This is a genomic window from Acidovorax sp. sic0104 (genome assembly GCF_019219095.1).
Taxonomy (GTDB): Bacteria; Pseudomonadota; Gammaproteobacteria; order Burkholderiales; family Burkholderiaceae_C; genus Acidovorax.
Map to the genome: position 1 here is coordinate 335,213 of NZ_JAHUWH010000004.1, position 13,589 is coordinate 348,801.

The following is a 13,589-nucleotide window of genomic DNA, read 5'->3' on the forward strand; positions in this document are numbered from 1 at the left end:
GGTTTTCAAGCTTTTCAGGCCTCTACCGCTTGTCTGGCAAGCGCTGTCAGCTATTGAATTGATAGCGATGCCTGCTGGGCTGCTGCGGCCGCCTCGCGCTGCAGGTGCTCCTGCACCACCGCCGCCAGCCAGTCCATCACCACCCGCACGCGCTGGGGCAGGTGGCGCCGGTGGGCATACAGCAGCGTCACGGGCATGGGCGGGGCAGGGTGGTCCTGCAGCACTTCCACCAGCAGCCCCTTGTCGATCAGCTCGCGCACGCCCAGCAGCGGCGCCTGGATCAGTCCCAGCCCGGCGGCGCAGGCGCCCAGGTAGGCTTCGGCGCTGTTCACGGTGACGCGCCCTTCCATGGGGTGGAACTGCGGGCTGTCGCCGTCCTGCACCTCGAAGCCCGCCGAGCGCGTGCCCAGCGTGCTCACGTAGTGCACCAGGTCGTGCTGTGCCAGGTCGGCCAGCGTGCGGGGCGTGCCCTTCCTGGCCAGGTAGCCGGGGCTGGCGCAGGTGGCCACGCGCACCACGCCCAGCGGGCGCGCCACCAGGCCGGGCTCTGCCACCGGGCCCACCCGGATCACGCAGTCAAAACCCTCGCGCACCAGGTCCACGCGCCGGTCGGTGCTGCTCAGCTCCACCTGTAGCAGGGCGTGGCGCTGCAGCAGTTCGGGCAGGCGCGGCAGCACCAGCTGGCGTGCGATGCCGGTGGACATGTCGATGCGCACCCGCCCCCGCAGGTCGGCGCCCTCGGGGTGCGTGAAAAGCGTTTGCAGCTCTTCCACGTCGGCCAGCAGGTCCTTGCAGCGCTCGTAGTAGACCTGCCCGTCCTGCGTCATCTGCACGCGGCGCGTCGTGCGGTGCAGCAGGCGCGTGCCCAGCTGCGCCTCCAGTTGCTGCACCGCCAGCGAGGCATTGGCCTTGGGGATGCCCAGCACCTGCGCGGCCTGCGTGAAGCTGGCCAGCTCGGCCACGCGGGCAAATATCTGCATGCGGTCCAGCGGGTTCATTCGTTCAATTGGTTGTTTGATTTGGACAATAAATTCAATTTTGCCTGGTTTATGTGTTCATGGGAATTCAATAAAGTTCTCTCCATGCCTGCCGCACCCCCGTGACAGGCGCCCAACCTGTCCGAGGAGCTTTCCATGACCACACCTGAACATACCGCTTCTTCATCCACCTCCATCGTTCTCGTCACCGGCGGCAGCCGGGGCCTGGGCCGCAGTGCGGCGCTGGCGGCTGCCAAGAGCGGCATCGACGTGGTGCTGACCTACCGCCAGCAGGCCGACGAAGCCCAGGCCGTGGTGGCAGAGATCGAGGCCCTGGGACGCCGCGCCGTGGCGCTGCCGCTGGACGTGGGCGACGTCGGCAGTTTCGAGGCCTTTGCAGGCCAGCTGTTGCAGGCCCTGCAGTCCGGCTGGCAGCGCGAGCGTTTCGACTTTCTGGTCAACAACGCCGGCATGGGCGTGCACGCACCGTTTGCCGAGACCACCGAGGCGCAGTTCGACGCACTGGTCCACGTGCACCTGAAGGGCGTTTTCTTCCTCACGCAGCGCCTGCTGCCCCTGATGAACGACGGCGGCCGCATCCTGAACCTGTCGTCGGGCCTGGCCCGCTTCGCCCTGCCCGGCTATGCGGCGTATGCGGCAATGAAGGGTGCCATCGAGGTGCTCAGCCGCTACCTCGCCAAGGAGCTGGGCCCGCGCGGCATCGCCGTGAACGTGGTGGCGCCCGGTGCCATCGAGACGGATTTCGGCGGCGGCGCCGTGCGCGACAACGCGCAGCTCAATGCCTTTGTTGCCAGCCAGACCGCGCTGGGCCGCGTGGGCGTGACAGAAGACATCGGTCCACTGGTCGCAGCGCTGCTGCAGCCCGCCACGCGCTGGGTGAACGCCCAGCGCATTGAGGCCTCGGGCGGCATGTTTTTGTAGAGAGCACCCCCTGAGGCGCTACGCGCCTTCCCCCTCTCTCTACGCGCTTCGCGCTAGGGAGGGGGACGCCACCGGTGCACGCAAGCGCAGCGCCGCATACGCAGCATGGCGGCCCTTGCACGGTGGCACTGGCCTGGGGTCGCGCCAGTATCGAAGGCCCTTGGGCGGGAAAAGAATGGTCCAAATGCACCCACATGCACATCCCGCAGCCTAAGTTTCGTCTAAGTGTTGCTGCCCACACTGCCTTCCATCGCAACCCTGACTGGAAAGGCAGAACACCATGAGCAACACGCTTGCATCCACTCCCCGCCGCCTGATCCTGGCCCTGGTTGCCGCGGGCGCTCTGGGCGCCACCGGCGCCGGGCTGATCAGCGGCCACCAGGCCCGCGCGCTCACGCCGGCCACCCCCATCGTGGCGCAGACCCCTGCGGCACCCTCGGGCGGCGCGCTGCCCAGCTTTGCGCAGATCACCGCGCAAAACGGCGCGGCCGTGGTCAACATCAGCGTGACCGGCAGCACCAAGGCCGCCATGGCCAACGACGATGATGACGACGACGACGAAAGCCAGCCCACCGCCCGCCCGGGCCGGGGCCCGCAGATCGACCCGAACGATCCGTTCTACGAATTCTTCCGCCAGTTCGGCCTGCCCGGCGCGGGCGCGCAGGGCCGTCCCAACGTGCCCACCCACGGCCTGGGCTCGGGCTTCATCGTCAGCCCCGACGGGCTGGTGCTGACCAACGCCCACGTGGTCAAGGGCGCGAGCGATGTCACAGTCAAGCTCACCGATCGGCGCGAGTTCCGCGCCAAGGTGCTGGGCTCGGATCCCAAGACCGACGTGGCCGTCCTCAAGATCGAGGCCAAGGACCTGCCCACCGTGCGCCTGGGCAGCACGCGCGACCTGCAGGTGGGCGAATGGGTGCTGGCCATCGGCTCGCCCTTCGGCTTTGAAAACAGCGTGACCGCAGGCGTCGTCAGCGCCAAGGGCCGCTCGCTGCCGGACGACAGCCTGGTGCCCTTCATCCAGACCGACGTGGCGGTGAACCCCGGCAACTCGGGCGGGCCGCTGTTCAATGCGCGCGGCGAGGTCGTGGGCATCAACTCGCAGATCTACAGCCGCTCGGGCGGCTACCAGGGCGTGTCGTTCGCGATTCCCATCGAGCTGGCCGCCAAGATCAAGGACCAGATCGTCGCCACCGGCAAGGTGCGCCATGCGCAGCTGGGCGTGGCGGTGCAGGAGGTGAACCAGGCGTTTGCCGAATCCTTCCAGCTCGACAAGCCCGAAGGCGCACTGGTGGCCAGCGTGGCCAAGGGCAGCCCGGCCGAGAAGGCCGGCCTGCAGCCCGGCGACGTGATCCGCCGGGTGGACGGCCAGGCCATCGTCGCCTCCGGCGACCTGCCCGCCTGGGTGGGCCAGGCCCAGCCCGGCCAGCAGGCCAAGCTGTCGGTGTGGCGCAAAGGCCAGCCCGTGGAGCTGACCGCCACATTGGGCGACGCCAGCGACAAGGCCGGCAAGCAGGCGCGCGCCGAAGAAGCCGTGGGCAAGGCGCAACTGGGCCTGTCGCTGCGCCCGCTCGATGCGGACGAGCGCCGTGAGGTGGGCGTGAGCGAAGGCCTGGTGATCGAGCAGGCTCGGGGCCCAGCCGCGGCGGCCGGCGTGCAACCCGGCGACGTGCTGCTGGCCATCAACGGCGCACCCGCCAGGAACATCGACCAGGTGCGCACGGCGATGGCCAAGGCCGGCAAGTCGGTGGCGCTGCTGATCGAGCGCGACGGCAACAAGATCTTTGTGCCGGTGCGGCTGGGGTGATGTGGAGATGAGGTGGCGGGGCGCAGCGGGGCTGAGTGCCCCAATCTCCACCGCCCACCCCAACCCGACCGTCCCGTTCGGGCTGAGCCTGTCGAAGCCAGGGCATCGACCGTGGCGGCACTTCGACAAGCTCAGTGTGAACGGTTTGGGGGTTAGCTGCCCGGCTGCACCCCAGGCTCCTCGGCACCATCTCCCAGCGCCCCAACCCCCTGGCGTCCCCACCCGTTCGGGCTGAGCTTGTCGCCTGAGCAAACCACTCCCGCAATCCCCGCCATTCGCTATGCTCGCCCCACCATGCGACTGCTCCTCGTAGAAGACGACACCATGATCGGCGAGGCCGTGCAGGACCTGCTGCGTGCCGAGCACTACGCGGTGGACTGGGCCCGCGATGGCGACGCGGCCGACACGGCGCTGCGCACGCAGGCCTACGACCTGGTGCTGCTCGACCTGGGCCTGCCCAAGCGCGACGGCCTCTCGGTGTTGCGCGACCTGCGCACGCGCAAGGACCGCACGCCGGTGGTGGTGGCCACCGCGCGCGACGCTGTCACGCAGCGCATCGAGGGGCTCGATGCCGGCGCCGACGACTACGTGCTCAAGCCCTATGACCTGGACGAACTGCTCGCCCGCATCCGCGCCCTGCTGCGCCGGGCCGCGGGCCGGGCCGAGCCGGTGTACGAGCACAAGGGCGTGTGCATCAACCCCGCAACGCGCGAGGCCACGGTGCAGGGTGTGCCGGTCGTGCTGTCGGCCCGCGAATGGGCCGTGCTCGAGCCGCTGATCGCGCGCCCGGGCATGGTGCTGTCGCGCCAGCAGCTCGAAGACAAGCTCTACGGCTGGGGCGACGAAGTCAGCAGCAACGCGGTCGAGGTGTACATCCACGGGCTGCGCAAGAAGCTGGGCGCAGAGGTGCTGCTGAACGTGCGCGGCGTGGGCTATCTCGTTCCCAAGGCATGATGGACAAGATCACCTCAGCCCTGCAATCCGTCCGCGCACTGCTGCCACGCTCGCTGCGCACGCGGCTGTTGATATTCATCCTGGCCGCCATCGTGCTGGCTGGCGCCGTGCAGGGCGCGCTGGCCTACCGGGGCGCGCTGGCCGAGGCCGACACACTGTTCGACTACCACATGCAGCAGACCGCGCTGGCGCTGCGCTCGGGCCTGCCGGTGGACGCGCAGGGCCTGGGCCCGGGGCTGGACCCGGAGGACGAGAACCACGAATTCATCGTGCAGGTGTGGACTAACGAAGGTCTGCGCATTTTTGAATCCGCCGTGGGCGCGGCGCTGCCGCAGATCGCGGTGCTGGGCTTCACCGACGTGCAGGCGCGGGGCGGCACCTACCGGGTGTTTTCGATGCAGACACGCTCGCAGGTCATCCAGGTGGCGCAGAACATGGCGGCCCGCCGGGGCATGGCCCGCGCCCTGGCGTTGCGCACGCTGGCGCCGCTGGCCTTCATGGCGCCGCTGCTGGTGCTGGCCGTGTGGTGGGGCGTGAGCCGGTCGCTCGCGCCGGTGGAGCGTGTGCGCCGCCAGCTGGCCCAGCGCCAGGCCGACGACCTCTCGCCCGTCAGCGACGCGCAATTGCCCGACGAGGTGCAGCCCCTGGTGAGCGAGCTCAATCTGCTGTTCGAGCGCGTGCAGCGCGCGTTCGACGCGCAGCAGCACTTCGTGGCCGACGCCGCGCACGAGCTGCGCTCGCCCCTGGCCGCGCTGCGCCTGCAACTGCAGGGCCTGCAGCGCGCCGGCGACGACGCCGCGCGGGCCGCCGCCGTCGAGCGCCTGTCTTCGGGCATCGACCGCGCCACGCGGCTGGTGGAGCAGCTGTTGACCCTGGCCCGCCAGGAGGCCGGCGCAGCCGCCCCCGGCGCCCACGCCGAGCCGGTGGACCTGCAGGCGGTGGCGCAGCTGGCGCTGGCCGACGTGGCCCCTGCCGCGCAGGCGCGGTCCATCGACCTGGGCCTGCTCGACTCCGACGCGGCCGCCGTGCCCGGCAACGCCGAGGCGCTGCGCATGCTGGTGAGGAACCTGCTCGACAACGCCGTCAAGTACACACCCGCCAGCGGCCGGGTGGACCTGCAGATCCGGCGCGTGGCTGGCGGCCCGGCGGTGGAGATCACCGTGGAAGACAGTGGCCCCGGCATTGCCGAGGAACACCGCGCCCGCGTGATGCAGCGCTTCGTGCGCGAGACCAGCGACGGCGCTCCGGGCAGCGGCCTGGGCCTGGCCATCGTGCAGGCCATCGCACAGGCCCACGGCGCGGCGGTGGTGCTGGACGCATCGCCCCGGCTGGGCGGGCTGCGGGCCACCGTGCGGTGGCCGGGAGCGGTGTAGGCCGTCCGCACGCACGCCCTGGCGGGCCCTGGTCAGCATTTTCTGCGGATGCTATAGTTTTGGTAGCTGTTAGCGCCCGTCCATCGAGCGTCAGGTGCCCACAGCGCTTGCATGGGGCCGTGCCCATCCTGCATTGCTCCACATCCCTTCAACAGGATCGTCATCACATGAATTTCATCGTTCTGGGCGCGGGTGCCATTGGTTGCTATGTGGGTGGGCGGCTGGCTGCGCACGGCCACCCCGTGTGCCTGGTGGGCCGCCCCCACGCGCTGGAACCCATCGCCCTGCAGGGCCTGCGGGTGACGGACCTGGACGGACTGGACCAGCAGGTGCCGCCCACCGCGCTGCGCATGGCCACCACCCTGGCCGACGCCGCGCCCCGCGCGCAGAGCGTGGTGCTGCTGTGCGTCAAGAGCGGCGCCACCGAATCCGCCGCGCGCGAGCTGGCCGCTGCCTGCGCGCCCGGCACTGCCGTCATCTCGCTGCAGAACGGCGTGGACAACGTGGCCCAGCTGGCGGCGCTGGCCCCCGGCCTGTGCGTGCTGGCCGGCATGGTGCCGTACAACGTGGTGCTGCGTGGCGCCCACGTGCACCGTGCCACGGCGGGCCACCTGCAACTGCAGCGCCACGAAGTCACCGAAGGTCTGGCGCCCGTGTTCAATGCCGCAGGGCTGGCCACCGTGCTGCCGCACGATATCCGCTCGGTACAGTGGGGGAAGCTGCTGCTCAACCTCAACAACCCGGTGAATGCGCTGTCCAACCTGCCGCTGCGCGAAGAACTGCTCGACCGCGACTGCCGCTGCGTGTTCGCCGCGCTCCAGTCCGAGGCGCTGGCGGTGATGGCGGGCGCGGGCATCACCCCCGCCAAGGTCGCCGCCGTGTCGCCGCGCCTGCTGCCCCTGGTGATGCGCCTGCCCAACTGGCTGTTCACGCGGCTGGCCAGGCGCATGCTGCAGATCGACGCGAAGGCGCGTTCGTCCATGTGGGACGACCTGGAGGCAGGTCGCGTGACCGAGATCGACGCGCTCAGCGGCGCCGTGGTGCGGCTGGCCGCCGCGCAAGGCAGGGCCGCGCCGCTCAACGCGAAGATGTGCGAGCTGCTCGGCGGCCCGCGGCAGCGCCTGACGGGCGCGCAGATGCGCGCGGTGCTCGGGGTCTGAGGCCCGGCCCGGCTCAGCCTGCCGTGTCTTGTGCGCCCTGCAGCGGCACCCGCAGCCCCGCCTTCAGGCACCCCAGCGACACCGACGTGCGAAAGCGCCGCACGTTGTCATCGCCTTCGAACAGCCGCCGCGTCAGCGCCTCGTAGTCGGCCATGGATGCCACGTTCACCACGAGCAGGTAGTCCGCCTCGCCCGTCACGCTGTAGCACTGCTGCACGGCGTCCTCCGCCGCGATGCGAGCGCGCAGCGGGGCGGTGCGGTCTGGGCGCTCGTTCTCCAGGTGGACCTCCAGCACGATGGTCAACGGCATGCCCACCTTCACCGGGTCGAGCACCGCCACGTTGGCACGGATCACGCCGCTGTCCTGCAGCCGCTTGATGCGCCGCTGCACCGCCGGGGCCGACAGGTTCACGGCCTTGGCAATCAGGCGCTGCGGCGTGGTGTTGTCGTGTTGGAGGATGTCCAGGATGGCCAGGTCGAAGCGGTCCAGCCCCTGGCGCTGCGGCCCTGTGGCGACGGCAGCGGCGGGCGTGGGGTGCGCCGGGACGGGTGGCGCCTTGGCGGCGCGGCGGGGCTGGGCGGGCATGCTGGCGACCTTTGCGTGCAGGAGTGGGTGAGTGAAAGTTGCGCGGAGTGCTCGCAATCAGAGCCAAAAACACGCGCCAGTCGAACTATATTTTTACCCATGACCGCGTCTCCTTTTCAACGATTCATCCCCTTCCTGGCCGTGCTGGGTTCCGTCACCGCCCTGGGGTTCGGCACATCCTGGGCCAAGCAGGTCCTGTTTCCGGCCGTGGGTGCGCAAGGCACCACGGCCGTGCGCGTGGGCCTGTCGGCCGTGCTCATGCTGCTGCTGTGGCGCCCGTGGCGCTGGCGCCTGTCGCGCACCGATGCCAAGGCGATTGCCTGTTACGGCGTGGCGCTGGGCGCCATGAACCTGATGTTCTACATGTCGCTGCGCACGCTGCCGTTCGGCCTGGCGGTGGCCATCGAGTTTTCGGGGCCGCTGGCGGTCGCCATCTGGTCGTCGCGCCGCGCGGTGGACTTCGTCTGGGTGGCCCTTGCGATGGCCGGCCTGGGCATGCTGCTGCCGTTGGGCCTGAACGGCAGTGCGCTGGACCCGATGGGCGTGTTCTATGCGCTGGCCGCTGCCGTGTTCTGGGCGCTGTACATCGTGTTCGGCAAGCGCGCCGGTCACCTGCATGCGGGGCACACGGTGTCGCTGGGCTTGATGGTGGCAGCGATGGTGGTCGTGCCCGTGGGCGTGGTGCATGCCGGCGCCGCGCTGTTCACGCCCACCGTGCTGCTGGTGGGCCTGGCGGTTGCGGCCATCTCCAGCGCCATTCCCATCTCGCTGGAGATGATGGCCCTGAAGCGCCTGCCCAAGGAGGCCTTCGGCATCATGATCAGCATGGAGCCCGCCGTGGCCGCCGTGCTGGCCATGGGCCTGCTGGGCGAGCACCTGAGCTTCAACCAGTGGCTCGCCATCGGCCTCATCGTGTCCGCATCGATGGGCACGGCCGTGACGGCGGGCAGCAGCAAGCCCGTGGCGCGTGAGCCGGCGGCGGCGTAGTTGGTGAGTGAGTTGCGTGGCACGCGGAGGGCAACGGGGCCGCCGCGTCAGCGCTTGTGCGGTGCCGGGTGGTAGTGCAGGTGCTGCACACGCCAGCCTTCACCGGCGGTGTGCACCCACAGTTCGGTGAACAGCACGGCGGGCTGGTCGCCCTGCGGGGTGTGGATGCGGCTCACGCCGTGGGCCAGGACGACATCGTCGCGCACAGAGCGCAGCACCAGCCGCTCATCCTGCGCGCGGCTGCCGGCCGCAAGCCATTGGCCTGACCGCGCGGCATCGGCGATGCCCTGCAGCTGCATGGCGCGGGTCTGCACCCCTGTGGCGGCAACCACAATAAAGTCCGGACCTTGCAGGCGCTGCAGCGCCTGCGTGTCGCCGGCCACGAAGGCCTCATGCCATTGCGCGCGCACGGCCCGCAGGTTCGCGTGATCCACTGGTAAACACTCCCTTTTCTTGCCATCCCTGTCCCGCCGGACACCGGTACGGGCTCTGTGCTGCGATGGTAGGCGAGAAGCTCAGGGGGTCTCTATGCAGGCGGCGTGCCCCGCCAAGCCGCCTCGATGGCGGCCACGTCGATCTTGCGCATGGTCATCATCGCCTCGAAGGCCCGCTTGGCTGCTGCACGGTCGGGGTCCACCATCGCACGGGTCAGCACGCGCGGCGTGATCTGCCACGAGATGCCCCAGCGGTCCTTGCACCAGCCGCACTCGCTCTCCTGGCCGCCGTTGCCCACCACGGCGTTCCACAGCCGGTCCGTCTCGGCCTGATCGTCTGTCGCGATCTGGAACGAGAACGCTTCGTTGTGCTTGAAAGTGGGCCCGCCGTTCAGGCCCACGCAGGGAATGCCCGCCACGGTGAAATCCACCGTCAGCACATCGCCTTCGCGGCCATCGGGGTAGTCGCCGGGCGCCCGCATCACGGCACCGACGGAACTGTCGGGAAACGTCTCGGCATAAAAGCGTGCGGCACCGAGCGCGTCGCCGTCGTACCACAGGCAGATCGTGTTTTTGCTGGTCATTGGGGTCTCCTTGAAAGCTTGGGGAAAGCAGGGCACCGTGCACCTGCGACGTGGGGCCATGGCGCCCACGCAGTCTGACCCATCGCATGCACGCCACGCAACGCTTATCGCTGGAATGTCCCCATCTGCATTGCAGCGGGAGCACTGCATCGGCGTAGGGAATGGCCTACCAAACGGAGGTACGGACACCCAGGAAAGGAGGAGGCCACGACATCACTGTGTCGAGGCCCATTTTTATTGTTGCCGCGCACGCCGTTGTGGGCCCGCCTCCTACGCTGCGCGCCCCTGGGGTGCTGCCCAATGCCATCTTTGCCCCAGCGCACAAGGAGCTTGCCATGGCCACCGACCCCGCAGAACACCCCATCCACAAAGTCCCCGACAAATTCCCGCTACCACCCGGCGATTTGCCGCCCAGCACCGAAAAGCCCACGCTCCCGCCGCAGCCGCAATTGCCCCAGTCGTCGGGCTCGCACCCTTACGAGGGAGAGCCGGAGGATGAAAGCGGGGACCCGGTGGGCAAGCCGCCGAGGATGTGATCAGGGTGGTGCCAGGGCAATGCCGCTGCCGACTTGCCCGGCACCGGCCAGAAGGTGACGTTGGCGTCAGAACGAATAACGCTCGGTAGTCCAGCTCTTCTTGCTGTTCTTGTAGGCGCTGAACAGGAACAGCGCTGCGATTAAGCCGCCCACCACGAGCGTGCCCTTGGGGCCCAATGTGCTGCCGATGGAGTACAGCAGCTTTTCCTTGCCTGCATGTCTGCCCGTGGCCTGGGCGGACGCATTGCCGATCGATGACACGATGGAGTACACCAGTCCGGTGAGCACCAGGGTGACGACGGCGAAGAAAAGGGATTTGCCCGAACGTTGCAGCAGGCCTGGCTGGACCTTGTCCACCTTGCCGGCTTTGCCCACCAGCGCCTGCACGTTGCCGACGATGCGCATTTGGGCCGCCTCCGACATGGCGTGGACGCCGATGTCATCGCCCAAACCCTTCGCAGTGATCACGGTGGTGAAGCGCGCGTCCTTGGCAGCCTGCACCGAGGCCACCTTGTCTTTTTCGATGAGCCTGCCGTGCTCGCCCAGCAGCGCTTTCTCTTTCTTGCCAAGGGTTGCAACCGCCTGCGGAGCCAGGTTTTTCTGCGTGCTGAAATACACAGCGCGGTCGGACACGCCCACGATGCCGCCGTTCACTTCGATCATCTTTTTTTCCCTCTGCCTGTAATTGTTTAGGTCTGAACGTTTATAGCATGGGGTACAGAGGGATTGAGTCACTCAAATGGCCTGTGATCCGGCGGTGTCGCGGGGCTGCCGTTGCTTGCGGGCTTTCAGCGTCGCCTGCTCGGAATTTCGGCGACAGCGTGCAGCGTGAAAGCCCCCAGATGTGACGGAAGCGGTCAAAGCGGTGGTAGCGCGTGGCGCCAGCGACCAGTCCGGCCGCATGCAGCAGCGAGTGAAAGCCATCTATCGCTGGGCCGTCACACACCAACGCATCGACACCAACCCCATGCTCGATCTGGTGCCCTCGGAAATCCTCAACCCCGCACCGTCCAACACCGTGCCGCATTGGCAGAGAAAGAGCGGCCCGAGTTCATGCGCAAGCTGGCAGCCTATGACGGGTCTCCCAGCATCGTGCTGGGCCTGCGCATGCTCATGGTGACTGCTTGCAGGCCGGGGGAGGTGTGCGGCGCGCGTTGGGTGGAGTTCGACCGCAAGGCGGCCCTGTGGACCATCCCCGCAGAGCGCATGAAGATGCGCGAGGAACACCGGGTGCCCCTGTCCAAACAGGCCCTTGAAGTGCTGGACAAGATCGAAGCCATCAGCGGCGGCCGTGAGCTGGTGTTCCCAAGCCCGTACTACCCCAGCAAGCCACTGAGCGAGAACACCTTCAACTCAGCGCTCGCGCGCATGGGCTACAAGACCATTGCCACCGCCCACGGATTCCGAGCCTTGTTCTCGACCGTGGCCAACGAACACGGGTGGAACCCCGATGTGATCGAGAGGCAACTTGCGCACCGAGAGCAGAACGAGATCAGGGCCGCGTATCACCGCACCACATACATGGCGGACCGCATCAAGCTGATGCAGTGGTGGGCCGACTATCTGGGTGGCAATGTGGGGCCGGTAGTCCGCACGTAGACGCAAAGGCAGGCCGCCACAGGCCTCCAGCTCAAAACATGCCAGCGCGCAGTCGAGACCCCGCCGCGCCTGCCGGCTTGATAGACCGCTTTTGCTGACCCTGCCGAACCTTGGTAGAGCAAGGCCCGGTGCGGCCTCACGAGCAGGTCACCAAGGACAGTTGATGACGGGAATCGACGGCATTTGCTGGCCCGAAGGCTCGCCGCATGTGCACTGTTGTGACGTAACGACGGCTGACAGCGTGGCCATGCCTTGTTAGTTCCAAAGTAGTGCCTTTGGTAACAATTTTCCTGCATTGGGCGTATGCGCTTTTTGGTATTACGCCTTGTAGACTGAATTGATAGAGTGGATCGGGACAGGTCGTGTTCGGGGACCGTGCTGATCGCAAAATTATTCTGTCTGGAGGGAGTGTTTGTGACTGCTGGTATTTTGAAATATCCGAAAGCCGTTTTCTTATTTTACAAGAATGCGGCTTTTTTGATGGCGCTGGCTTTGCTTTTATGTATTGCGATTAATCCGGCGCATGCGGGGATGCGGCCAGCAAATGAATTTCAGGTGCCGAATAGCCATGCCTCGGAGAATCCGGCTTTGGATAAATGGTTTCCAAGCAAGGATGCTGCATGCCGAGACCATTATAGGCTATGGTTTATATATAATGGATATTATTCTTGGATGGGTTATCGCTATGTTGGGCCCGTTGATACCCCGCGGCCTTGGTATGGAAACTACGCTGGTGATTGCGTCCACTTCGCGATTAATCCCTGGAGTGGAGAGCATAGGCATAATAGTTCTCTGACCGTAAGGCTTGTGCCGTACTGTCCCGCAAATAGCACTGCGATCAACGGCACGTGCGAGTGCAATCCTGGATATCAGGAGGATTCCGCAGCTGGCATGTGTCGAACGGCCGGAAGTCCACCTCCAGATAATCCGCCGTCAGATGGGCCTCCTCAATATTGTCCTAACCTGGGTGGTGGTGGATCCGGTGGCAATTTCCATAAAGAAGGCAACCCCATATTGCCCGCCTCTGGCGAAAAATTCCGTTCAGAAACCGATTGGTCAGGTGACGGTGTGGGCGCTCTCTATCTGAGCCGCACCTATCACAGCTCTTGGGCCACAGACACTAGCCGCGCAACAGACAACCTGGGCTTGGTCTGGGACCACAACCATCGCGTGGTCCTCACGGTTGAACCGTATAGCTTCCCCAATACCGCTCCCGCCACAGTGTCAGTAACCTTCGGCGGTGAATCTCTCAAAGCCTTCGCCAGGAACACCACCACAGGCGCCTGGACCGCCACCAACAACGCGGACACCCTGCTGTCGGACACCACCGGCTGGACGTTGCAAACCACCAGCGACGGCAGCACGCTGCGCTTCTCCCTGGAAGGCAAGCTCCTCACTAAAACCGCCCGCAACGGCTGGGTCACCACCTACACCTACAACAACTCCGGCCGCCTGGCCACCGTCACCAACGCCTTCGGCCGCAGCCTCACGTTCGCCTATGGCACGCAGGGCGACAAGCTCATCTCCGTGACCGCCTCGGACGGCAGCGTCATCGGCTACGCCTACGACAGTGCAGGGCGCCTGGCCACGGTCACCTACCCAGGCAACACCACCCGCCAGTTCCTCTACGAGAATACCGCCTTCCCCCAC

Annotated in this window: 13 protein-coding genes and 2 pseudogenes; 10 read left to right on the top strand and 5 right to left on the bottom strand. The window is 67.0% G+C overall.

Annotation, left to right across the window (positions count from 1 at the left end; translation table 11 throughout):
• Positions 1-50: 50 nt before the first annotated feature.
• Positions 51-998 carry a LysR family transcriptional regulator gene (locus KW835_RS09650; protein ID WP_218382129.1) on the bottom strand — a complete coding sequence of 316 codons (948 nt, stop codon included), beginning with the start codon at positions 996-998 and terminating at the stop codon, positions 51-53.
• A gap of 135 nt (positions 999-1,133) precedes the next feature.
• Between KW835_RS09650 and KW835_RS09655 the strand changes: the two genes are divergently transcribed.
• The 5 genes from KW835_RS09655 (at position 1,134) to KW835_RS09675 (ending at position 7,213) form a co-directional block, all read left to right on the top strand.
• Positions 1,134-1,919, top strand: coding sequence for an SDR family NAD(P)-dependent oxidoreductase (locus KW835_RS09655; protein ID WP_218382130.1), 786 nt, complete (start codon positions 1,134-1,136; stop codon positions 1,917-1,919).
• Between the two features lie 280 nt (positions 1,920-2,199).
• Positions 2,200-3,726 carry a DegQ family serine endoprotease gene (locus tag KW835_RS09660; RefSeq protein WP_218382131.1) on the top strand — a complete coding sequence of 509 codons (1,527 nt, stop codon included), beginning with the start codon at positions 2,200-2,202 and terminating at the stop codon, positions 3,724-3,726.
• Between the two features lie 294 nt (positions 3,727-4,020).
• A complete protein-coding gene (locus tag KW835_RS09665) occupies positions 4,021-4,680 on the top strand; it encodes a response regulator transcription factor (protein ID WP_218382132.1) in 660 nt (219 codons plus the stop codon).
• On the top strand, positions 4,677-6,053 hold the full coding sequence (locus KW835_RS09670; RefSeq protein ID WP_370633606.1) for an ATP-binding protein: 1,377 nt from the start codon (positions 4,677-4,679) through the stop codon (positions 6,051-6,053). The genes KW835_RS09665 and KW835_RS09670 overlap by 4 nt, the downstream gene beginning before the upstream one ends.
• A gap of 167 nt (positions 6,054-6,220) precedes the next feature.
• Positions 6,221-7,213, top strand: coding sequence for a 2-dehydropantoate 2-reductase (locus KW835_RS09675; RefSeq protein ID WP_218382134.1), 993 nt, complete (start codon positions 6,221-6,223; stop codon positions 7,211-7,213).
• Positions 7,214-7,226: 13 nt separating this feature from the next.
• Here KW835_RS09675 and KW835_RS09680 read toward each other — a convergent pair whose 3' ends face one another.
• A complete protein-coding gene (locus KW835_RS09680; RefSeq protein WP_255593421.1) occupies positions 7,227-7,799 on the bottom strand; it encodes an Lrp/AsnC family transcriptional regulator in 573 nt (190 codons plus the stop codon).
• A gap of 99 nt (positions 7,800-7,898) precedes the next feature.
• Between KW835_RS09680 and KW835_RS09685 the strand changes: the two genes are divergently transcribed.
• A complete protein-coding gene (locus KW835_RS09685) occupies positions 7,899-8,786 on the top strand; it encodes an EamA family transporter (RefSeq protein WP_218382135.1) in 888 nt (295 codons plus the stop codon).
• Between the two features lie 47 nt (positions 8,787-8,833).
• Here the strand turns inward: KW835_RS09685 and KW835_RS09690 are convergent, their stop codons facing one another.
• Positions 8,834-9,220, bottom strand: coding sequence for a nuclear transport factor 2 family protein (locus KW835_RS09690; RefSeq protein WP_218382136.1), 387 nt, complete (start codon positions 9,218-9,220; stop codon positions 8,834-8,836).
• A 92-nt stretch (positions 9,221-9,312) separates the two neighbouring features.
• Positions 9,313-9,804, bottom strand: a complete 492-nt coding sequence (locus KW835_RS09695) for a VOC family protein (RefSeq protein WP_218382137.1) — start codon at positions 9,802-9,804, stop codon at positions 9,313-9,315.
• A gap of 335 nt (positions 9,805-10,139) precedes the next feature.
• Here KW835_RS09695 and KW835_RS09700 point away from each other — a divergent pair, with 335 nt between their 5' ends.
• A complete protein-coding gene (locus KW835_RS09700; protein WP_218382138.1) occupies positions 10,140-10,340 on the top strand; it encodes a hypothetical protein in 201 nt (66 codons plus the stop codon).
• Between the two features lie 66 nt (positions 10,341-10,406).
• Here KW835_RS09700 and KW835_RS09705 read toward each other — a convergent pair whose 3' ends face one another.
• Positions 10,407-11,003: a hypothetical protein gene (locus tag KW835_RS09705; protein WP_218382139.1), complete on the bottom strand. Its 597-nt coding sequence runs from the start codon at positions 11,001-11,003 to the stop codon at positions 10,407-10,409.
• 390 nt (positions 11,004-11,393) lie between these two features.
• On the opposite strand from KW835_RS09705, the gene KW835_RS09710 reads away from it, so the two are divergent.
• The 3 genes and pseudogenes from KW835_RS09710 to KW835_RS27130 all read left to right on the top strand — a co-directional run.
• Entirely contained in the window at positions 11,394-11,939 is a 546-nt protein-coding gene (locus tag KW835_RS09710; RefSeq protein ID WP_218382140.1) for a site-specific integrase, read from the top strand.
• Positions 11,940-12,830: 891 nt separating this feature from the next.
• Positions 12,831-13,115, top strand: a pseudogene (locus tag KW835_RS27125) (DUF6531 domain-containing protein); the annotation flags it as partial.
• A 45-nt stretch (positions 13,116-13,160) separates the two neighbouring features.
• Positions 13,161-13,589 (top strand): annotated as a pseudogene (locus KW835_RS27130) (RHS repeat protein); the annotation flags it as partial.